This is a genomic window from Clavibacter californiensis (assembly GCF_021952865.1).
GTDB lineage: Bacteria > Actinomycetota > Actinomycetes > Actinomycetales > Microbacteriaceae > Clavibacter > Clavibacter californiensis.
Map to the genome: position 1 here is coordinate 2,835,525 of NZ_CP040792.1, position 21,649 is coordinate 2,857,173.

A 21,649-nucleotide genomic window follows, 5' to 3' on the forward strand; every position below is an offset into this window, starting at 1 on the left:
AGGATGACGCGCGACGCCTCCTCCTCCGGACCGCTCGGCAGCCCGGAGGACGCGTCGGCGGACGAGCAGGCTCCCATCCCCCACCTCCCGCTCGTCGAGGATGCGCAGGACGCGGGCCCCGAGCCCAAGCCCACGTGGCGCGGCTGGCTGCACGCGGGAATGACCCCGGTGGCGCTCGTGCTCGGGATCGTGCTCATCGCGGTCGCCGACGGGGCCGCGGCGAAGATCGCGTGCGCCGTGTTCGTGGCGTCGTCGCTCCTGCTGTTCGGCGTCTCGGCCGTGTACCACCGGTTCGACTGGTCGCCGCGGGCGAGGATCCTCCTCAAGCGGATGGACCACGCCAACATCTTCCTGCTCATCGCGGGCTCGTACACGCCCATCACGGTCCTCGCGCTGCCGCACGAGAAGTCGGTGCTGCTGCTCTGGCTGGTGTGGTCGGGTGCGGCGATCGGCGTGCTGTTCCGTGTGCTCTGGATCCACGCCCCGCGCTGGCTCTACGTGCTGCTCTACCTCGTGCTCGGCTACGCGTCGCTCGTGTTCATCGTCGACTTCTTCCGCGCCGACGCGGCGATGATGACGCTGATCCTCGCGGGCGGCCTCGCCTACACGGTGGGCGCGGTGGCGTACGCCTTGAAGCGGCCGAACCCCTGGCCCGGCCGCTTCGGCTTCCACGAGATCTTCCACGCGTTCACCCTGGTGGCGTTCCTCTGCCACTGGACGGGGATCCTCCTCGTGGCGACGCACCCGCCCGTCGTCTGACCGGCGCTCGGCCCGCCTGCGGAACCGCTCTCAGGCGCCCGCGCGCCCGAAACCGGGGAACCGCGCGACGAAGCCCGGATGCGCCGCGAGCAGCTCGCGCGCGTACCGGGGGTGGTTCGCCGTGGTCGCGTCCACGTCGAGCTCCATGATGCGGCGCACCTCGCCCGGTCCCTCGAGGAGGGAGGCGTGCACGCGGAGCCCCGCGTCGTGCAGCTGATCGACGAGCGCCCGTGTCAGGCCGCGCCACGGCAGCATGATGGTGCGCGCCCCCGTCGGCGCGACCGCGTCGCGCCACTCGCCGTCGATGTCGGCGACGAGCAGTCCGGTGCCGCGCGGGAGGTCGGGCGACCCGGCCATCACGTCCACGAGCGCCTGCGGGTGGAAGCTGATGACCGTGCAGCGTGCCCGGTCGGCGTCGCCGCGGGTGCGCAGGAGCGCGGCGAGGGGTCGCGCCGCCGCCGGCGCCTTGACCTCCACCTGCACGAGGCCACGCGTGCGGTCGAGCACCTCGTCGAGGGTCGGCACGCGCTGGCCCGAGCCGAGGTCCGCCGAGCGGACCTCGGCCAGCGTCAGCTCCTCGACGGGCGTGTGGAGGTGCGGGCCGGGCGCCGCCGCCGTGCGCTCGAGCGTGCGGTCGTGCAGCACGACCACCTGCCCGTCGCGCGTGAGGCGCACGTCTAGCTCGATCTCGTCCGCCCCGGCCCGCTCCGCCGTCGTGAACGACAGCATCGTGTTCTCCGGGCAGTCCGCCATGCTGCCGCGGTGGCCCGCCAGCAGGAAGGTGCGCGGAGCGTCGGTCACAGGTACGGCTCGACGTTCTCCGTGTAGGCGGACGTGAGCTGCGTCGCGGCGGCCGGGAACACGGCGGCCGGGTCGGCGTCCTGCGTGAGGATCTGCGACCACGGCTGCTGCAGGTACGTGTCGCCGTTCGGGATCAGCGTGCGCGCCCAGTCCTGCGAGCGCACGTGCTCGAGGCTGTCGTACACGGTGCGGAAGGCCGGGTTCGCCGCCCAGAAGCCCGTGAGGTCGGACGACTGGCCGGCCGAGGTGCGCACGGGCGCGTAGCCCGTCTTCTTCGCGAAGGCGACTTGCTGGTCGACCTCGGTGACGTGCTTGATGAACATGGCGGCCGCGAGCTGCTGCTCCTTGGTCTTGCTGCCTATGACCGCGAGGCCCGTACCGCCCGTGGGGACGAACTGGCCCTGGGGGCCGCCCGGCAGCACGCCCGTGCCGATGGGGAACTTCGCGCTCGCGGTGACGATGCCGACCGCACCCGCCGAGGCGATGGTGCAGGGCGCGAGCCCGCCCGCGAAGTCGACCGCGGTGTCGCCGCTGGCCGCCGCGACGTTCGCGATCTTGGAGTCGAAGACGAGGCCGCGCGCGTATCCGGCCGCCTCGAGCGTCTCGGGCTGGTCGAGCTTCAGGTCCCAGCCGTCGGAGTACTGGCCGCCGCGGCCCCACAGGACGTTGCTCATCGCCCAGGTGCCGATGGATCCCTGCGGCAGGCGCACCGCGGGGTTGCCACCGGTGGCCTTCATGATCGCGGGCGCCCACTCCTCGAGCTCGGCCCAGGTGTCGGGCGCGCGGTCCGGGAGGCCGGCCTTCTGCCAGATCGACTTGTCGTAGTAGAAGATCGGCGTGGAGCGCGCGTACGGCACCGCGTAGCGCGCGCCGTCGTACAGGTAGTCGTCGAGGAACACCTTGTTGAAGTCGTCGACCTCGAAGCCGAGGTGCGACATGAGGCCGTCCATCGCGATCGACTGCTTGTTCACCATGTAGCGGAACCACCACGTGTCGCTGGCGTTCACCATGTCGGGCATGCTGTCGGTGCCCGCGGCCGCCTGCAGCTTCTGCGCGATCTCGTCGTAGCTCGCGCCGCCCGTCACCACGTTCACGGTGATGCCGGTCTTGGCGAGGAAGTCCGCCGCGAACTGGGCCTCGAGGTCGGAGGTCTGGCCGGGGTGCGTGGTCCACCACGTGATGTCGGTGGCGGGCTGGATCCCGTCCCAGTCGGTGTCGGGAGCCGCGCTGGCCGCCGTGTCGCCGCCGACCGACGGGCCGGAGCAGGCGGCGAGCATCGCGGTGCCGCCGAGGACGGCGCCGAGCTTCAGCACGCCGCGGCGGTCGAACGGGCGGGCGGCGAAGCCGCCGAGGGCCGAGCGGGGATCGATGGGCATGGTTCTCCTGGGTTCGGGATGCGGGTCGTGCGGGAGGGGATGAGGCGGGGAGGGAGGGGCGTCAGCCGGTCACGGCACCGGCGGTGAGGCCGCCGACGATGCGCCGCTGGAAGACGAGGAAGACGGCGAGCACCGGGATCGTCACGATGACGGTTCCCGCCATGAGCACGCCCCAGTTCGTGATGCCAGTCGTGTCCTGGAGCAGGGTGAGGCCGACGGGCAGCGTCATCATGCGCGGGTCGGTGGTGACGAGGAGCGGCCAGAGGTAGTCGTTCCACTCGCCGACGACGGAGACCAGCGCGACCGCGGCGATCGTGGGGCCCGACATGGGGATCACGAACGACCACAGGCGCCGGAGGTGACCGGCCCCGTCCATGGACGCGGCCTCGAGCACGGAGCCCGGCAGCGTGAGGAAGTGCTGGCGGAACAGGAACGTGCCGTACGCGCTCGCGACGCCGGGGAGGATGAGGCCCGGGTAGGTGTTGATCCAGCCGAGGCCCGCGATGACCTGGTAGTTCGGGATCATCACGATCTGCTGGGGCACGAGGAGCGCGAGGATCACGACGCCGAACCACAGGTTCTTGAACGGCACGCGGATGAAGACCAGCGCGTACGCGGTCATCAGGCCGAGCAGCACCTTGAGGCCCGAGCCCGCGATCGTCTTGATGAGGCTGTTGGTCGCGAGCGTCGAGAAGGAGACGGTGTCGGACGCGGTCGCGTAGTTCGTCGGGGCGAAGGACGACGGCAGGAGCCTCAGCGGCAGCGAGTAGATCTCGCCGAAGTCCTTGAAGCTCGTGAGCACCATCCAGACGAGCGGCAGGAGCATGACGACCACCGCGAGGGCGAGCGCGAGGTAGGTGCCGGCGAGGGGCGGGCGGGAGGATCCGGACGCGTCCGGGCGGCGGCCGCCGGAGCGAGGACGGCGCGACCCCGCGGTCGCCCCCGCGGGCTCGGGACGGGCGAGGGTCGTGGTCACGAGTAGTGCACCTTCCGCTGGACGATCACGAGCTGGACGAGCGTGACGACGAGCAGAACGAGGAAGAGGATCGTGGCGACGGCGGAGGAGTAGCCCGCCCGTCCGGCGACGAAGCCCTCGTGGTAGATCTGGTACATCATCGTGGTGGTCCCCTGCAGCGGCCCGCCCTTGGTCATGGCGCTGATGAGGTCGAAGGTCTGCAGCGAGCTGAGCAGGGTGGTCACGCTGAGGAAGAACGTGGTCGGGCTGAGCAGCGGCAGCACCACGCGGAGGAACGTCCGCACGCGTCCGGCGCCGTCGAGGGCGGCCGCGTCGAGCAGGTCCTTCGGCACCGCCTGGAGGCCCGCGAGGTAGATGAGCGCGCAGTAGCCGAGGTCGCGCCACACCTGCACGGTGGTGACCATGGCGAGCGCGGCGCCCGGGTCGCTGTACCAGTCGGGCGACGGGAGCCCGACGAACTGGAGGCCCGCCGAGATCAGGCCGAAGTTCGGGTCGAAGACGTAGAGCCAGAGGAAGCCGACGGCCACGCCGGAGAGCACGTACGGCGCGACGATGATCGTGCGCACGGGCCCGCGCAGCCGGATCCTCCTGTTGAGCAGCACCGCGACGCCGAGCCCCAGCGCCATCGAGCCGACCACCGTCACTCCCGTGAAGATCAGCGTGACCCGGATGACGGTGGGCGTCTGCGGGTCCTGGAACCACGCGACGTAGTTGGCGAGGCCGACCTCGCGGGCCACAGAGGATCCGATGTTCCACTGCAGCGTGGAGTAGTAGAAGGACTCGAGCAGGGGCTTGTAGGTGAAGACCGCGAGCAGCAGCACGTTCGGACCGACGAAGGCGAGGAACAGCAGGCCGTCGCGCAGCCGGCCCGGGCGACGACGGCGCGGTCGCGGCGCGGCGGACGCACGCGCGGCCGCCGGTGGGGTCGGGGCCGATGCCGCTCCGGGCGGCGGTGCGACCCGGGCGGGCGCGGGGGCATGCGTCATGTCGGGCTCCTCGTGCGGCTCACGAGAGGGAACGTTCCCTCCGCGCCTCGCAAACGTAGGCAGGGATGGTTAATCGCGGGCGACCAGCTCGTGACGAGCGGGGGGACGGGCGACGGCCGGCGTCCCCCTCATGGGGGACGGGCGACGGAGACGGGTCAGCCGGTCGAGGTCGGCGCGGATCGCGCGTGCACCTTCCGCTCGCGGCCCGAGCTGGCCGTGGGGTCCCGCGCGGACGACGGCGAGCCGCTCACCGCGGACGCGGACGCGGGCGCGATCGCCGGTCCGACGCCTCCTGCGGGTCGAGGGCGAGGTGGAGGGCACGGCGGTGGAGCTCCGATCTCGGGTGGAGCCCGAGACCACGGAGCGGACGGAGCGGCAGGACGCACGGGTCCACAGGGATCGGACGGACGCGCCCCGGGCGGGGGGCGTGCGTCCAGGCGCGGGGCGGGCGCCCGTCAGGCGCGGGGCGGGACCGCCGGGTCGTCAGGATCCGCGGTGCCGTCGCCGGCGGCGTCGCCGGTCGCGGTGCCCGTCGTCCGGCGGTCGCGCTCGGGCGCGGCGTCGCGGGCGAGGTCCGCCTCGAGCTTCTCCGCCTCCAGCCGGCCGCGGATCTCCTCGCGGTAGCGGGTGCGGCGGATCCGGCGGGTCATGTCGACCATGAGCAGCAGCACCATGACGGCCACGAAGAAGATCGCGATGAAGCCGACCGGGCCCGGCGAGACGGTGTCCGGGTCGAACTCCGCGGTGGGCGTGGGGCTCGGGGTGGTGACCGCCGCAGCGACGCGCAGGACGATGTCGGCGCCCATCACGCGACGGCCGCCTGCTCGTCGTCGACGATGCCGGCGAAGAGGTCATGCTCCTCGTCGGGCGCGGCGACGCGCGACTCCACGAGCTGGAAGTCCTCGAACGGCCAGGCCCGCTGCTGCAGGTCGCGCGGCCAGCGGAAGAACGAGCTGTCCGGCGCCACCTGGCTCGCGTGCGAGAGCAGGGCCCGGTCGCGGGCCTCGAAGTGGTCCGCGACGTGGACGTGCGTGGTCGCGAGGTCGGGGCGGTCGCCCATCCAGCCGAGCATCTCGTCGACGGCCTCGAGCATCTCCGGAGCGGCGTCGCCGGCCACCAGGTGCTCGCGCACGGCGCGGAGCTTGGCGCCGTTGAAGATCCGGTCGAAGTAGAGCTTGGAGATCTCCCACGGCTCTCCCGCGTCGGGATACGAACCCGCGACGCCGGACTCGCGCCACGCCTCCATCGCGACCACGTGCGCCTGGATGTGGTCGGGGTGCGGGTAACCGCCGTTCTCGTCGTACGCCACGAGCACGTGAGGGCGGAACTCGCGCACGAGGCGGATGAGCGGCTCGGCCGAGACCTCCACGGGGATGCTCGCGAACGACGCCGGCGGCAGGGAGCCGTCCTCGCGCGCCATGCCCGAGTCGACGTAGCCGAGCCAGCGGTGCTGCACGCCCATGACGGCCTGCGCGCGCGCCATCTCGATGCGGCGGAGACCCGGCAGGTCGCGCTCGGCCATCGCGCGCTCGGCGAGGCCCTCGTTGAGGATGTCGCCGGCCTCGCCGCCCGTGCAGCTGACGACCATGACCTCGGCGCCCTGGCGCGTGTAGTGGGCGTACGTCGCCGCGCCCTTGCTGGACTCGTCGTCGGGGTGGGCGTGCACGGCCATGAGGCGCAGGGTCACGGGGCTCCAAGGGTGGGGAAGGTAGTCTGGATGCCCAGAGTACAAGGTGCGTGTGAGGAGATCGCCGTGACGACCGAGTCCCGCTCCCCCGCCCCCACGGCGCCGCACGCAGACGACGACGAGACCGTCGAGCACCGCGTCCCCGCGCCGCAGTCGACCGCCGCGCTCGACGAGCGGTACGGGCGCACCCGACCGGCGCGCATCCGCCAGCGCTGGCTCTACGGCACCGCCGGCGGCCTCGTCGCGCTGGTGTTCGGCGCGTGGGTGCTGTGGGCGGGTCTCGACCAGGCGTCGGGGAACATCGACGCCACCGACCGCGCCTTCGACATCGTCGACGCCCGAACCATCGACGTCACCTTCTCCGTCGTCATGCCCGCCGGCACGGAGGCCTTCTGCGCGGTGCAGGCGCAGGACGAGCAGCGCTCCATCGTCGGCTGGAAGGTCGTCGAGCTGCCGGCCCAGGACGGGTTCGAGCGCATGGAGACGGTGCGCCTCCGCACCACCGGTCCCGCGGTGACCGGCTTGATCCACAGCTGCTGGCCCGCCTAGAGTGGGGGATTCGCCTCGACGGTTCCGTCGGGGCGTCCGTGCGAGTGCAAGGAGTCCATCGTGGCGCAGGAGCAGGCAGTCACCTGGCTGACCCAGGAGGCGTTCGACCGCCTCAGCAGGGAGCTCGACACCCTCAGCGTGCAGGGCCGCGAGGAGATCGCGAAGAAGATCGAGATCGCCCGCGAGGAGGGCGACCTCAAGGAGAACGGCGGCTACCACGCCGCCAAGGAGGAGCAGGGCAAGATCGAGGCCCGCATCCGCCAGCTCACGCAGCTGCTGCGGACGGCCGAGGTCGGCGACGCCCCGGAGAGCCACGGCGTCGTGGAGCCCGGCACGGTCGTCACCGCGCTCATCGCCGGCGACGAGACGAAGTTCCTGCTCGGCAACCGCGAGATCGCGGGCGACAGCGACCTCGACGTCTACAGCGAGCAGTCGCCGCTCGGCGCCGCCATCATCGGCTGGGAGGTCGGGCAGAAGGGCGCGTACACCGCGCCGAACGGCCGCGAGATCCCGGTCGAGATCCAGGCCGTGGAGAACTACACGCCGTAGGGCGAGCGGCACGACGACGAGGGGCGCGGACCATGCGGTCCGCGCCCCTCGTCGCGTGCAGGCCGCTCAGTCGCGCTGGAGGCGCGGGTCGTAGCCCGCGTCGCGCAGGCGCTGGACGACCTCGCCCGTGTGCTCGGGCCCGCGCGTCTCCACGCTCACCTCGAGCTCGACCTCGCTGATCTGCAGGCCGCGGCCGTGACGCGTGTGCAGCACCTCGACGACGTTCGCGTTCGCCTCGGAGATGATCTGCGAGGTGCGCGCGAGCTGGCCCGGGCGGTCCGGCAGCATGATCCGCAGCTTGACGTAGCGGTCGCTCGCGGCGAGGCCGCGGCTGATGACGCGCTCCATCATGAGCGGGTCGATGTTGCCGCCCGAGAGGATCACGACGGTGCGGCCGGCGTCCGTCACGAGTCCCGCGAGGATCGCCGCGACGCCGACGGCGCCCGCGGGCTCGACCACGAGCTTCGCGCGCTCGAGGAGCAGCAGCAGGGCGCGCGCGGTGTCGTCGTCCTCGACCGTCACGACCTCGTCGACGCTCTCGCGGATGATGTCGAAGTTGAGCAGGCCCGGCTTCGCGACCGCGATGCCGTCGGCGATGGTCGGCGTGATCTCGATCTCGGTCGCGCGGCCCGCGGCGAGGGACGGCGGGTACGCGGCGGCGTTCCGCGCCTGCACGCCGACGACGCGGATCGTGCGGCCCTCCTCGGCGGCCCGCAGCTTGAGCGCGGTGGCGACGCCGGAGATCAGCCCGCCGCCGCCGATCGGGACGACGACCGTCTCCACGTCGGGCGTCTGGTCGAGGATCTCGAGGCCGAGCGTGGCCTGGCCCGTGATGACGTCCTCGTGGTCGAACGGCGGGATGAGCACGGCTCCCGTCTGCGCGGCGAACTCGGCAGCGGCCAGCAGCGGCTCGGCGACCGTGTGCCCGCGCAGGATGACCTCGGCGCCGTACTGGCGGGTGGCCTGGAGCTTCGGCAGCGCGACGCCGACGGGCATGAAGATCGTGGCGCGGATCCCGAGCTCGCGCGCCGCGAACGCCACGCCCTGCGCGTGGTTGCCGGCCGACGCCGCCACGACGCCGCGCGCCTTCTCCTCGTCGGTGAGGCGCGAGATGCGGTTGTATGCGCCGCGGATCTTGTACGAGCCGGTGCGCTGCAGGTTCTCGCACTTGAGGTGCACGGGGCTGCCGAGGATCTCCGCGAGGAACCGCGACGACTCCATCGGCGTGACCTCGGCGACGCGGCTGACGACCGCGCGGGCGGCCTCGATGCGCGCGAGCGTCGGCGCGGATCCGCGGGGCAGCTCCCCGGCGAGCGCCGCGGCCTCCTCCCCCAGCTGCGACGGGTCGAGCTCGTCGCCGACGGCGCGCAAGTGCGGCAGGTCGGCGTGCGGCGCGGCGGCAGCCTCTTCGGCGGTGGTCCGGGCGGGTGCGGCGTCGGTCATCGGGTCGGCTTCCTCGGGTTAGGGCGGCGGGTGGCGTGCGCGGCGTCGGCGGGGACCGCGGGAGGAGGCGGCTCGGGCTGCCCCCGCCACGCCCCGCTGGCGACGTGCTTGACCATGGAGTTGAGGGTCGCGACGAGCGGCACGGCGAAGAAGGTGCCCGCGATGCCGGCGACCATGCCGCCCGCCGCCACCGAGAGCACGACCGCGAGCGGGTGCACCTTGACGACCGAGCCCATGATGAGCGGCTGGAGGACGTGGCCCTCGACCTGCTGCACGAGGAGCACGATGCCGACCATGATGAGCGCCTGCGTCAGCCCGTTGTAGACGAGGGCGACGAACACGGCGAGCGTCCCCGTGACGACCGCGCCGACGATCGGGATGAACGAACCGAGGAACACGAGCACGCCGATGGGGATCGCGAGCGGCACCCCGATGATCGCGGCGCCGCCGGCGATGCCGATCGCGTCGATGAGGGCGACGAGCACCTGCACCTTCACGAAGTTCTGCAGCGTGCTCCAGCCGGCCCTGCCCGCGCCGTCGACCGCGGGACGGGCGAGCCGCGGGAAGAGGCGGACGACCCAGCGCCACATGCCCTGGCCGTCGATGAGGATGAAGAGGGTCGAGAAGAGCACCAGCAGCACGCCCGTGAGCACGTGGCCGAGCGACGAGGTGACGGACAGCGCGCCGCTGAGGAGCGCACCCGCGTCCCGCTGCACGGCGTCGACCGCCTGCGCGTACACGTCGTTGAGCTGCTGCTCGGAGAGCTGGAGCGGCCCATCCGTGAGGAAGCCGCGGAGGTCGGCGTAGCGCGTGAGCGTCTGCGCGCGGAGGGAGTCGTACTGGCCGATGATCTGCGTGGTCACGAGGTAGACCAGGGCGGCCACCGCGACGATCACGCCGATCTCGGAGATGGCGACGGCCAGCCACTTCGGCACGTGGTGGCGCTGCATCCAGTTCGAGATGGGGACGAGGAGGGCGGCGAGCACGATGGCGAGGAACAGCGGGATGACCACGTACTCCAGCTGGATCACGAGCCACGCGACGACCCCGAGCACGCCGAGGATGAGGAGCAGCCGCCAGGCCCACGCGCCCGCGATGACCATCCCGGGCGGCACGGTCTCGGCGACGGTGCGCGCGACGGGCTGGACGGAGTCGATGTCGGGCTCGGCGGACCGCTCGGCCGCGCGGGCGGCTGCCGCGGCGCGCGCACGGGATCGCTGGCCGAAGATCATGCTGGGAGTCTAGGACGGGCCTCCCGTGCGGCCGCTCCCCGCCGGGCCGGTGCCGCCCGGTCCCCGCCGCCCGGTCGGGGGTCGCCGCTAGCGTCGCACCATGGCCGACATCGTCTCCCCCGCCCTCGCCCGCCGCGTGGCCCTGGGAGCACAGGGGCTCGGTCGGCCACGCCCGGCGGCGGCGGGCACGCGACGCCTGGCCGCGGAGATCAGGCGCCTCGGGCTGCTGCAGATCGACTCCGTCAACGTCTTCGAGCGCAGCCACCACCTGCCGATGCTCGCCCGGGTAGGGCCCTACGACCGGGCGGCGCTCGACCGGATGCTGTTCGGCGGCGGTGGCGCGTACACCGAGTACTGGGCGCACCAGGCGGCCGTGCTGCCCGTCGACGACCTGCCGTTGTTCGCTTGGCGGATGGAGGCGGAGCGGGCCCGGCGGACGCGGCCCGGTTCGTGGGCATCCGAGCACCTGCCGCTCATCGCCGAGGTGCGGGCCGAGCTCGCCCGCACCGGTCCGGTGCCCGCGAGCGCGATCGAGCACGAGTCCAACGTCCGCACGGGTCCGTGGTGGGGCTGGTCGGACGTGAAGCGCGCGCTCGAGGCGATGTTCGCGTGGGGCGAGATCGCGAGCGCCGGACGCCGCGGGTTCGAGCGGGTCTACGGGCTCGCGGAGGACGTGCAGCCCGCCGACGTCCTCGCGCGTGAGGTGCCCGAGGAGGACGCCGTGCGGGAGCTCGTGCGTCGCGCGGCCGTCGCGCACGGCATCGGCACGGCCGCCGATCTGGGCGACTACCACCGCCTGTCCCGCGCCGCGACCGACCGCGCGCTCCGCGACCTCGCCGACGCGGGCGAGGTGCTGCCGGTCGCCGTGCGCGGCTGGGAGGCGCGCGGGAAGCCGCTGCCCGTGTGGCTGCACCGCGACGCTCGGCTGCCCCGGCGGATCCGCGGCGAGGCCCTGCTCTCCCCCTTCGACCCGGTCGTGTGGTTCCGCGAGCGGGCGCTCCGCCTCTTCGACCTGCACTACCGGATCGAGATCTACACGCCGGCGGCGCAGCGCGTGCACGGCTACTACGTGCTGCCGGTGCTGATGGACGACGAGATCGTCGCCCGGGTGGACCTCAAGAGCGACCGGCAGGCGGGCCTGCTGCGCGTGCAGGCGTCGTGGATCGAGGGGCGGCACGATCCCGCGGCCGTCGCGGAGCGCATCGCGCCGCTCCTCGAGCGTGCTGCCGCGTGGCAGGGGCTCGAGGGCGTCGGGGTCGTCGACCGCGGCACGCTCGCCGCGTCGCTCCGGGCGCACCTGCCCGCTGTCGCTGCCGCCTCGGAGGAGGCGTGAGGCGCCGTCGCTAGAACTGGACGCGCGGCGGCTCGGCGATGGACGCGAGGCTCGAGACCTCGTAGAAGTCCCGCTCGCCGAAGCCCAGCCCGCGCACGAAGAGCGTGTTCGGGAACTGCGTGATCTTGGTGTTGAGCTCGCGCACGCCGCCGTTGTAGAAGCGGCGCGACGCCTGGATCCGGTCCTCGGTGTCCACCAGCTCGCCCTGCAGCTGCAGGAAGGTCTGGCTCGTCTGGAGCTGCGGGTACGCCTCGGCGACCGCGAACAGCGACTTCATCGCGCCCTGCAGATGCTCCTCGGCCGTGCTCGCCTCCGCGGGGCTCGCGGCGCTGATCGTCTCGGTCCGCGCGGACGCGACCTTCTCGAACACCTTCTGCTCGTGGTTCGCGTAGCCCTTGACCGACTCGATGATGGTCGGCAGCAGGTCCGCGCGCCTCTTCAGCTGCACCGTGATGTCGCTCCACGCCTCGTCCACGCGGACGTTGAGGGTGACGAGGGCGTTGTACGTCGCCCAGAGGTAGATGCCGACGAGAACTGCCAGGAGCACGACGACTCCGAGCGCGATCCACAATTCCATGCTCAGGATCCTACGCGCGGGTCTGGGGAGGACCCGGGGGATCCGGGGCCCGCGCACCCGTTCTGGGGCGTCTCCGGGCCCCGCCCGGAGCCGGCGTCAGCCGCGCTCGCGCAGGGTGTCGCGGAGGAAGCGGTAGGAGGAGCGGGGCGTGCGGTCGCCGGTGCGGGGATCCACGTGCACGAGGCCGCGCGGATGCGCGCGTCCCTCCTCCCACTCGAACCCGTCGAGGAGGCTGCCGGCGACGACGGCCTCAAGGCGCACGCCCTCCGCCAGCCCGCCCGGCGCGACGGCGGCGAGCGCCTGCACGAGGTGGTCGGAGATCGCGTGGGCCCGGCGCGGATCCCGGCGGGAGCCGTCGCGGTCGTCCACCTGCTCGGGGTGCGCGGCGTCGAGGCCCGCGAGCACGACGGGCGGCAGGGCGTCGCCGTAGCGCGCGCGGAGGTCGGCGAGCACGGCGGGCACGAGATCGGGCGCGACGGGGTGGCCGTCGAGGGAGGCCGGGTGGTCGGTCCAGGGCAGCTCGGCGAACGGGATCGCGGTGGATCCGGCGACGAGGCGCGGCACCGCGGCCACGCGGATCGGGTCGGCGAGCGCGACGCCGTAGTGGTCGAGCGGCTGGCCGATGACGCGGAGATCGGCGGGATCCACGCGCCCGAGCCGCTCGAACGCCTCGGCGTGCGGACCGGCGAGGTCCGGGTAGCGGCCGAGGAGCACGGCGTCGGCGAAGAGGTCCTGGTGCAGGGCGCGCGCCACGGCGGCGGCGGCGCGGTCGTCGTCGTCCGCGGAGGCGGCCTCGACGACGCGATGGGCGTTCACGATGCCGACGCGGGCGGCGGAGCGCGAGCCGCGGATCGCCTCGACGGCGAGTCCGTGGGCGAGCAGCTGGTGGTGCACGGTGGGGAGCGCGTCGAGCCCGAGGCGGGATCCGGGCGCGTGCGTGCCCGTGACGTGGCCGGCCATCGTCGTGAGCGCGGGCGTCCGGAGCGTGACCCAGTCGGGCACGCGGTCGGCGAGGGCCTCCGCGGCGAGGTACGCGAGGTCGCCGAAGCGCAGCGCGGTGTCGCGGTGGAGCCAGCCGCCGCGATCCTGCAGCTCGACGGGCAGGTCGTGGTCGTGCAGGGCGGCGCGTGGGCGGATCCCCGCGGCCAGCAGCGCGTCGACCAGCTCGTCGTAGAACGCGATGCCCTCACGGCGGAGGCCCCCGCGCGCCTCGGGCTGGAGCCTGGACCAGGAGAGGGAGAAGGAGAGGACGTCGACGCCGAGCTCGGTCGCGAGCGCGACGTCCTCCCGGTACCTCTCCAGGTGCCGGGCGCCGCGCTCCGGGTCGGAGCCGTCGGCCACCGCGCCGGGCCGTCGGGCGAACGCGTCCCACACGGACTCGGTGCGACCGCCCTCGTGCGCGCGGCCCTCGACCTTGGTCGCGCTCGTGCTCACCCCGATGCGCGGGCCGCCCGCGAGCAGACCCGCCAGCTCGGTCGGCGTCGGGCGGTCGGGGGCGGCGTCGCGAGGGGTCACCTGAGCCAGTATCGGGCACCGACGACGCACACCCCGCCCACCGGTGCCGGGCACGCGGCGCACAGGTTCCCGTACCACTTCCGTCACGGTCGGTGCGTGCGGTTGACACGCCCGGATGCACCCGTCTGAATGGGACCACGGTGCAGCAATTGGCGAGGAACGAGGATCGTCCGTCCACGGGGGGTGGGGCGGGCGGTGTCCGTCGATCCCGGCAGCGGCTCGCACGCACGGCCTCGGTGCTCCTGCTGCTCGCGGCGCTCACCGCCGGCGGCACGGTCGCCGCCTCCGCCGCCACGCAGACCCCGACCCCCACGCCCAGCCCGGTCCCCTCCGGCGCGCTGGCCCCCGCGCCGACGGTGGAGACGCCCGCCTTCTCGACCGACGGCGCCATCGCGGTCACCGGCACGCGACCCGCGGGCGCCGACGTGCAGGTCACCATCGCGAGCGTGCCCGCCGCCGTGACGCTCCCGTCCTCCACCACCTGGCGCGCGACCGCGACCGGCGTCCCGGACGGGCAGAGCCAGGTGCGCGTCACCGCGGGAGGGCAGGAGGCCACCGCCACCGCGTCCGTCCTGCGTGCACCCGGCGTCAACAGCTTCTCGGTCGTGACCACCGGGCTCGTCAGCGGCACCGGATACCCGGGCGCCATCGTCGACGCGCGCTCGGGATCCGCCGCCTGCCGCGCGACCGTCGGCGCCTCGAGCACGTGGGCATGCCTCCTCGCCCCGCCGCCGCCCTCCGGCACCGGCGTCCCGGTCACCGCGACGCAGACCACGCCGTGGAGCTCGGGCACGCCCGCCGTCGGACGCGGCACGGGCAGCTTCGACACGACCGCGCCCGGCGCCGCGGTCATCACGGCCCCCGCGGCGGGAGCGACGGTCGAGGCCACGGGGATCACCATCTCCGGCACCTCCGACGAGGACGGCGCCCTGGTGCGCGCCTACCTGACGGGCTACGGCGACGCCGCGTGCCAGGCGCAGGTCGCCGGCGGTCGCTGGTCGTGCACGACCGGCACGCTGCCGCCCGGGCCGCTCGGGATCACGGCGACGGTCACGGATCCGCTCGGCAACATCAGCACGCTGGCAGCCGAGGTCGACGTCACGGTCGCGACCCCTTCCTCCTCGCCCACCCCGGGCGCGACCACGCCTCCCGCGACCCCCACGCCCGAGGCCACCAGCTCGCCCGAGGGCACGCAGGCGGCTCCCGCACCCGGATCCGGTTCCGGTTCCGGCGGCGAGGGCAGCGGGGGCGGCGGCGCGACCGGCACCGCGCCCGGACCGGACGGCGCGCCCGGTTCCGGATCCGCGCCCGTGGGAGCCGCGCCCGGCACCTGGAACGCGCCCACGCGCTTCGGCACCTCGCTCCAGCCGCTGCCCGCGGCGTTCACCGACGGACGCGGCCTCCTCCCGCTCCTCCTCGCGCTCGGCGCCGTGCTGCTCGTCACCCTCCCCGCCCTCCTCCTCCGCGGGGCGCTCGTGGCGCGCTTCGGCGGCCGCCACCGCGCGGCCGAGGACGTGACGCCGCTGAGGATCGTGCCCCGCGGCGATGCCGGCGCCCTCACGACCCGGGCCGCGGCCGCCGCGTTCACCGACTCGGCCGCGACGACCGGCCAGCTGCGCATCGTGCCGGGGCGGCTCGACTCCGCGCCGATCCCCGTGCCCGCCCGCCGGGAGCCCGCGCCGACGCTCCTCGGAGCCCGTCCCGCCCGCGAGCCCGGCCGCGCCGGCCGCTGGAGCGCCGCCGCGGCGGCCCTCGCTCTCGCCGCCGCCCTGGCCGCGCTCTCGCTGCCCGTGGGATCCGACCCCAACGCCGTCCGCCTCTTCCTCGCCGCCCTCGTGGGCCTCGCCGTCGTCAACGGCGTCGGCGTGGTCGCCGTCGCCGCGGTGGCCGGCCGCGTCGGCGCCGCACCCGCCCGTGTGCGCGCCGTGCCCGCCCTCCTCGTCCTGTCGGCGACAGCCTTGCTCGCGTCGCGGGCGTTCGGGCTGGCCCCGCCCATCGTCATCGGCCAGGTCCTCGGCCTCGTCGCCGACGACCGCGACGACCGATCGCGCGCTCGCCTCGCGCTGGTGCAGTCGGGGTCGCTCGCGACGCTGGGCCTCCTGGCATGGATCCTCTACGGCTTCGTCCCCGCCGACGGCGCCATGTGGCCGCAGCTGGCGAACGAGCTGCTCAGCGTGGTCACGCTCGCCTCGCTCAGCTCCGCCGCCCTCGCGCTCGCGCCCGTGTCCCTCGTGCTCGGCCGCTCGCTCCTGCTGCGCTCCCTGCCGCTCTGGGCCGTCGTCAGCGTCGCCGTGCTCACGCTCGCGTTCGCCGCGGTCGCCACGACCGCGAGCGGGGTGCCCGCCGAGGTCTGGATCACCGCCCTCGTCGTCGCCGGGGCGTTCGCCGCGGTGAGCGTCGCCGTGTGGCTCTGGATCCGCGTGGTCGAGCCCTCGCTCCAGCGCCTGTAGCACCCGTCCCCCGCCGCTGTCCCGCTGCCGCGCCGCACCTGGTGCGGATCGTCGGCCGGGGCCACACTGGGTCCGTCGCCGGCTCCGGCGGCCTCGACCCGGCCCGCGCGGCCCCGACGGCAGGAGTCCTGCATGAGCACATCGAGCACGTCCCTCTGGGCGGCGCTCACGCGGCGGAAGCCCGTGGAGGCCATCGAGGCGGAGCCCGGCGCGGCGACCGAGGAGGGCGGCCTCACCCGCTCGCTCGGCCTGTGGCAGCTCACCGCGATCGGCGTGGGCGGCATCATCGGCACCGGCATCTTCACGCTCGCGGGCACGGTCGCGAACCAGACCGCCGGCCCCGCGGTCCTCATCTCCTTCCTCATCGCCGGCATCGCGAGCGCCGCTGCCGCCCTCTCCTACGCGGAGTTCGCGGGCATGATCCCCAAGGCCGGATCCGCGTACACCTACGGCTACGCGGCGCTCGGCGAGATCGTCGGCTGGTTCATCGGCTGGGACCTGCTGCTGGAGTACACCGCCATCGTCGGCGTCGTCGCCATCGGCGTCTCCGGCTACGCGGGCTTCCTCCTCGACCAGTTCGGCGTCGACCTCCCCGCCTGGATGCTCGGCGCCGCCGGCACGGGCGACGGCCACGTGGTCGACCTGTTCGCCGTGATCCTCTGCCTCGGCACCGCGTTCGTCCTCACCCGCGGCATGAAGAGCGTCGGCCGCTTCGAGCTGTACCTCGTGGGACTCAAGGTGACGCTCGTGCTCGTGATCGTCGTCATCGGCTTCACGCAGATCACCGGCGCCAACTACCAGCCGTACTTCCCGTTCGGCGCGGCCGGCGTCTTCACGGGCGCCGCCACCGTCTTCTTCGCGGTGTTCGGCTACGACGCCATGAGCACCGCGGCCGAGGAGTCGAAGGACGCGACCAAGCACATGCCGAAGGCGATCCTGCTGTCCCTCGCGATCGCGATGGTGCTCTACGTGCTCGCGACCATCGTCCTCACGGGCATGCAGAAGTACAGCGACATCAACCCGGAGAGCGGCTTCGCGACCGCGTTCGAGTCGGTGGGCCTGCCCGCGGTGGCGAACGTGGTGGCGGTCGGCGCGATCGTCAGCGTCGTCACCGTGATGCTCACGTTCATGCTCGGGGCGTCCCGGGTCTGGTTCTCGATGAGCCGCGACGGCCTGCTGCCGAAGTGGTTCGCGGTCACCGACCGGAAGCGCAACGTGCCGACGCGCGTGACGTGGATCATCGGCATCGGCTCGGCCCTGTTCGCGGGCTTCCTGCCCATCACGGTGGTGGCGGAGCTGACGAACATCGGGATCCTGCTGGCCTTCGTGGTGGTGTGCGCGGCCGTGATCGTGCTGCGCTACAAGCGGCCGGAGATCCCGCGGGCGTTCCGCCTGCCGGCCATGCCCGTCGTGCCGATCATCGGCATCGGCTTCTCGCTGTGGCTCGTGTCGTCGCTGCCGTGGGAGACGTGGGTGCGGTTCGCGGTGTGGCTCGTCATCGGCCTCGTGATCTACCTCACGTACTCGCGCCGCAACTCGGTCCTCGCGCCGGACAGCCCACGCAACCGGCGCTGACCGGCGCGGATCCGCACGCACGACGACAGGGGCGCCGCCCACCTCGCGAGGTGGGCGGCGCCCCTGCTGCATGTCTCCTGCTGGCTAGTTCGCACCGCTGGTGTTGATGCCGCCGTTGACGCCGTTGGGGTAGAACCCGCCCTTGGTCACGGCCTTGTTGTTCAGGTACACGATGTTGAGGACCTGACCCGTGGTGCGGCTGAACGCGATGCCGTTCGCGTCGGTCGGCACGAGGTTCGCGCCGCCCGAGACCGTGATGCCCTGGTCGAGGTCCGTGGACCCGTCGAGGGAGTCGCGCGCGTCCGAGATCGCGTTCGTCGGAGCCGCGAGGCCCTTCGCGAACAGCGACGTGCGGATGATGCCCGCGTGGTACGCCTCGACCGCGAGGATGCCGGCGGCCGCCTCGAGGTACGTCTTGTTCGTGATGAGCGGGGCGGCGCCCTTGTAGGCGGTCACTCCGACGTCCTCGAACACGAAGGACGCGAGCAGGAAGTTCTCGTCGCTCGCGAACGCGTCGAACTTCTGGCCCGGCTTGATGAGGCCGGCGGCCGTCGCCGCGGCCGAGAAGGCCGCGTCGAGGTCGATGGCCGGACGGGCGACCTTGGCCGAGCCCAGCGCGGAGCGCAGGAACTTGACGTGGGCCTTCTCGTCCTGGGCGATCTCGCGGGCGTACTCGCGGATGGCGCGGTCCTTGAACTGGACCTGGCGGCCGCCCGTGACGCCACCGGCCGTGCCGACACCGGAGATGTCGTTCGGGACGAGGCCCGCGCCGGTGGAGGCGCGGAGGTAGAACTCGGCCTCGAGGTACTCGAGGTTCAGCGCGAAGTTGAGGACGGCGAGGTCGGTCGCCTGGCCGGAGTCGGCCTCGGCCTGGGCGTCGGCCGCCTGGGCTCCGGTCGCGGGGAGGAGGGCCGCGGCGCCGACGCCGAGACCCGCGACGCCCGCTGCGCTGAAGAAGCGACGACGGTCGAGCGGCGACTGCGCGCTCCGGTCGATGGCCTGGGTGATGAACTTCTTGTCGAACATGGATTGAGCTCCCTTGATCGGCGCGTCCGTATCCCAGATACCGAGCGCGTGGTGGTTCGAACGCTAAACGAGTGGTTGGCATCCGGGTAGAGGCGCGACGCACTGTTTCGCCGGATGTCACGAACACTTCGGAACGCGGCTCTCCTCGGATTGGCCCGGGGGCGCACGGATCTGCGGGTCGCGGATCAGGTCGGGATGACCTTGAAGAGCACCTTCCGCGTGACCATGAACCAGATCGCCGCCAGCACGAGGGTGTGGACCACTGTCCCCTGCCAGGGATTCGACCTGTCGAGGAACGGCAGGCTGCCGACGATCAGGACGAAGAACACGTGGACGATGAAGACGTAGAGGCTCGCGGATCCGAGCGGCGTGTAGAACCAGCCGAACGCGCGGTCCACGGGCTTCCACACCCGGGTGAGGAACGTGTACGCGACCACGAGCATCAGCGCGAGGTCGATGAGGCGTCCGGGCTGCAGGAACGTGCGCTGGTACATCGACTCGTACAGCGACGAGTAGAGGCCGTCAGGCACGCCCGGCAGCTGCACGCCGTAGGTGTGCCCGGCCCAGAGCACGGCGAGCGAGCCGACGTACGCCACCAGCCCGATCGTCACGAGCACGCGGCCGAGCCGGCCGGTGAGGGCGCGCGTGATCTGCTTCCGGTAGTAGCCGATGACCATGCCGTTGAGGAACGCGACCTGCCATGTGAGCAGCGGGAACACGTCCTCGAACATGGACGGCAGCACGCGGATGTCGAACTGCGCGTTGAGCAGGTACCCGGTCCAGCTGACGATGAGCACGACCCACCACATGCGGCGGCGGAGCAGCCACACGACTGCGGGGACGAGCAGGGTCAGCACCACGAACAGGCCCATGATGTTGAACACCCACGGGCCCATGCGGAGCAGCAGCAGGTCGCGGATCGCGTACCAGGGCGGCGGGTAGTCGAGCAGGCGCGCGCCGTTCGGGTAGAGGTCGTAGACCTGGCCGGTCGAGACCTTGCCGTCGGCGCCGGTGCCGCGGTCGGTGAACGTGGTGATCACGTCGGTGTCCAGGAAGGGCACGAAGGTGAGGGCGAAGACGATGACGACCACCGCGATCGCCACGATGTACTGCTTGAATGCGCGCCGGAGGATGGAGACGAGGGCCTTCATCTCGCCGAGCTTCTTGATGGCGAGCGGGTAGACCATGCCCAGCACGAGGCCGGACAGCAGCACGAACATCTCGGCACCCGTGATGGCGCCGATCGCGTTGATGGTCACGTACGAGTACGGGCTCGCCACCTCGATGTGGGTGATGACCACGGCGACGATGGTCCAGCCGCGGAAGAGGTCGAGGCGGCGGTCGCGGGGCGAGTTCTCGTCGGGGTAGCGCCAGCCGGGCTTGAGGCGGCCGATGGGCCCGGAGATCACGAACAGCAGGAGCAGCACGACCGCGCAGAGCACGATCCAGCCCATCTGCTCGTCCTCGGGCGATCCCGGGTCGCGGTACTGCGCGGTCGCGACGTTGGCGCGCTCCTGGTCGAAGACCTGCGTGACGGCGCCGAGGGTGGCGGTCGCGGGATCCAGGTGCGCGAGCAGGGCGGACGCGATGGGCGGATCCCCCGTGGCGCGCCAGTCGATGACGGCGCCGTCGGCCTCCGCCTCCGTGCGCTGGACCTCGCGCCACACCACCATGCCGATGCCGGGGTGCGCGGCCCGGATGTCGGCGGAGAGCACCTGGTCCCACCACGCGCTCTTGATCTCGATTTCGCTCGCGCCGTCGGTGCGGGCCGGGTCGTAGAGGGCGCCCGTCTCGATGACGGCCGGCTTGCCGGTGCCCTCGATCCACTCGGCCGCGAAGTCGCGCCCCGCGCCGCCCTGGTCGGCGTATCCGTACTCGCCGGCGAGCTCGCGGCCGAACTTGCCGTCCTCGGGCACCACGTTCTCGCCGAACGACTGCTGCGGGATCACCTCGCTCCCCAGGTAGTCCTTCGTGGGCTGCCCGACGGTGAAGTCCTGCTCGGAGCCGAAGTGGGACGCGGACAGGCCCACCCAGTCGACGGCGTCGTCGCCCGGGTAGTAGGGCCGGTAGGCGTCGTCGTCCACGTCGACGCGGCCGTTGCCGTCGGTGTCGAGCTCCGCGATGGACCGGGTGCCGGACGCGTCCGTGAGGCCGTCGGCGGATCCGAACGGGTAGCCGGCCGCGTAGGCGGGCGACCACACGGTGACGGCGCCCGCGTCGGACGCGTGCACGGCGTCGGCGACCTGGCGGAAGGCCGCGATGTACGCGGTCGGCTGCTGGCCCCAGGGGGTCCACGAGCCGTTCATCTCGGGCGCGAACCGCACGAGCGCGCGGGAGTCGTAGCGCTCGCGCAGCGCCTCGAGCCGGCCCGTGAGGGCGGTCGCGTCCGCCGCCGTCAGGTCGGCGAGCGGCTTCGTCGGCTCGAGCGTGAGGAAGAGGAGCGATCCCTGCTGCGCGGCCTGCTGCGCGAACTGGTCGAGGTAGGTGACGTCGTCGGATCCGAGCGGGTAGCGCACCGACTGGCCGAGCACCGCGGGGCTCGCGCCCAGGCGGTCGGCGTAGCTCTGCGCGTCGTCGGCCGTCCAGTCGAGGATGCCGCCGAACCACGGCGCGGCGGGCGCGCGGGTGAGGTCGACCTCGTCGGCGGGTGCCGCGGGCGCGGCCGCGCGGGGCGATCCCGCCTGCGGCGCCGCGGGCACGGCGAGCGCCGCCGTCGCCGGGACGACCGCGATCGCGAGCGCCACCATGGCCGCGGCCCAGCCGCCGATCCGTCCCCGCGTGCGCCCGCCCCCGCGTGCCCGCATCCCCCCGCCGC

18 protein-coding genes are annotated in these 21,649 nt (G+C 73.1%); 6 read left to right on the forward strand and 12 right to left on the reverse strand.

The features are described from left to right. Nucleotides 1–3: 3 nt before the first annotated feature. Nucleotides 4–759, forward strand: a complete 756-nt coding sequence (gene trhA / locus FGD68_RS13595; protein WP_119372634.1) for a PAQR family membrane homeostasis protein TrhA — start codon at nt 4–6, stop codon at nt 757–759. Nucleotides 760–789: 30 nt separating this feature from the next. On the opposite strand, the gene FGD68_RS13600 is transcribed toward trhA, so the two are convergent. From FGD68_RS13600 to mca, 6 genes are all read right to left on the reverse strand, one after another. After that, the gene (locus FGD68_RS13600; protein WP_119372633.1) at nt 790–1,560 is read right to left on the reverse strand and encodes a glycerophosphodiester phosphodiesterase; all 771 of its coding nucleotides are present in this window, start codon (nt 1,558–1,560) and stop codon (nt 790–792) included. Beyond that, complete coding sequence (locus FGD68_RS13605) at nt 1,557–2,936, reverse strand: extracellular solute-binding protein (protein WP_104234931.1); 1,380 nt, start codon at nt 2,934–2,936, stop codon at nt 1,557–1,559. The genes FGD68_RS13600 and FGD68_RS13605 overlap by 4 nt, the downstream gene beginning before the upstream one ends. 61 nt (nt 2,937–2,997) lie before the next feature. Then, nucleotides 2,998–3,912, reverse strand: coding sequence for a carbohydrate ABC transporter permease (locus FGD68_RS13610; RefSeq protein WP_104234932.1), 915 nt, complete (start codon nt 3,910–3,912; stop codon nt 2,998–3,000). Next, complete coding sequence (locus FGD68_RS13615) at nt 3,909–4,898, reverse strand: carbohydrate ABC transporter permease (RefSeq protein WP_104234933.1); 990 nt, start codon at nt 4,896–4,898, stop codon at nt 3,909–3,911. The genes FGD68_RS13610 and FGD68_RS13615 overlap by 4 nt, the downstream gene beginning before the upstream one ends. A 455-nt stretch (nt 4,899–5,353) precedes the next feature. Beyond that, entirely contained in the window at nt 5,354–5,704 is a 351-nt protein-coding gene (locus FGD68_RS13620; RefSeq protein WP_237610008.1) for a hypothetical protein, read from the reverse strand. After that, nucleotides 5,704–6,585, reverse strand: coding sequence for a mycothiol conjugate amidase Mca (gene mca, locus FGD68_RS13625; RefSeq protein WP_181036622.1), 882 nt, complete (start codon nt 6,583–6,585; stop codon nt 5,704–5,706). Before mca ends, FGD68_RS13620 begins: the two co-directional genes overlap by 1 nt. A gap of 66 nt (nt 6,586–6,651) precedes the next feature. Here mca and FGD68_RS13630 point away from each other — a divergent pair, with 66 nt between their 5' ends. Next, the gene (locus FGD68_RS13630) at nt 6,652–7,134 is read left to right on the forward strand and encodes a DUF4307 domain-containing protein (RefSeq protein ID WP_119373278.1); all 483 of its coding nucleotides are present in this window, start codon (nt 6,652–6,654) and stop codon (nt 7,132–7,134) included. 60 nt (nt 7,135–7,194) lie between these two features. Continuing rightward, nucleotides 7,195–7,683: a transcription elongation factor GreA gene (greA, locus tag FGD68_RS13635; protein WP_012299701.1), complete on the forward strand. Its 489-nt coding sequence runs from the start codon at nt 7,195–7,197 to the stop codon at nt 7,681–7,683. A 66-nt stretch (nt 7,684–7,749) separates the two neighbouring features. On the opposite strand, the gene ilvA is transcribed toward greA, so the two are convergent. Continuing rightward, nucleotides 7,750–9,126, reverse strand: a complete 1,377-nt coding sequence (gene ilvA / locus FGD68_RS13640) for a threonine ammonia-lyase (RefSeq protein ID WP_119373279.1) — start codon at nt 9,124–9,126, stop codon at nt 7,750–7,752. Beyond that, a complete protein-coding gene (locus FGD68_RS13645; RefSeq protein WP_119373280.1) occupies nt 9,123–10,358 on the reverse strand; it encodes an AI-2E family transporter in 1,236 nt (411 codons plus the stop codon). Before FGD68_RS13645 ends, ilvA begins: the two co-directional genes overlap by 4 nt. A gap of 100 nt (nt 10,359–10,458) precedes the next feature. Between FGD68_RS13645 and FGD68_RS13650 the strand changes: the two genes are divergently transcribed. Further along, entirely contained in the window at nt 10,459–11,691 is a 1,233-nt protein-coding gene (locus FGD68_RS13650) for a winged helix-turn-helix domain-containing protein (protein ID WP_237609563.1), read from the forward strand. 10 nt (nt 11,692–11,701) lie between these two features. On the opposite strand, the gene FGD68_RS13655 is transcribed toward FGD68_RS13650, so the two are convergent. Both FGD68_RS13655 and FGD68_RS13660 read right to left on the reverse strand, forming a co-directional pair. Then, nucleotides 11,702–12,268, reverse strand: a complete 567-nt coding sequence (locus FGD68_RS13655) for a LemA family protein (RefSeq protein WP_043588635.1) — start codon at nt 12,266–12,268, stop codon at nt 11,702–11,704. Nucleotides 12,269–12,364: 96 nt separating this feature from the next. After that, on the reverse strand, nt 12,365–13,783 hold the full coding sequence (locus tag FGD68_RS13660; protein ID WP_237609564.1) for a glycoside hydrolase family 1 protein: 1,419 nt from the start codon (nt 13,781–13,783) through the stop codon (nt 12,365–12,367). A 236-nt stretch (nt 13,784–14,019) separates the two neighbouring features. Here FGD68_RS13660 and FGD68_RS13665 point away from each other — a divergent pair, with 236 nt between their 5' ends. Together FGD68_RS13665 and FGD68_RS13670 are read left to right on the forward strand one after the other, a co-directional pair. Further along, nucleotides 14,020–16,233, forward strand: a complete 2,214-nt coding sequence (locus FGD68_RS13665) for a hypothetical protein (protein WP_237609565.1) — start codon at nt 14,020–14,022, stop codon at nt 16,231–16,233. 132 nt (nt 16,234–16,365) lie between these two features. Beyond that, nucleotides 16,366–17,808 (forward strand): amino acid permease, encoded by a 1,443-nt coding sequence (locus FGD68_RS13670; protein ID WP_104234940.1) that lies wholly within the window; start codon nt 16,366–16,368, stop codon nt 17,806–17,808. A gap of 84 nt (nt 17,809–17,892) precedes the next feature. Here the strand turns inward: FGD68_RS13670 and FGD68_RS13675 are convergent, their stop codons facing one another. Further along, on the reverse strand, nt 17,893–18,834 hold the full coding sequence (locus FGD68_RS13675) for a ferritin-like domain-containing protein (protein ID WP_104234941.1): 942 nt from the start codon (nt 18,832–18,834) through the stop codon (nt 17,893–17,895). A gap of 185 nt (nt 18,835–19,019) precedes the next feature. After that, nucleotides 19,020–21,638 (reverse strand): OpgC domain-containing protein, encoded by a 2,619-nt coding sequence (gene opgC, locus FGD68_RS13680; protein ID WP_237609566.1) that lies wholly within the window; start codon nt 21,636–21,638, stop codon nt 19,020–19,022. Nucleotides 21,639–21,649 lie beyond the last annotated feature (11 nt).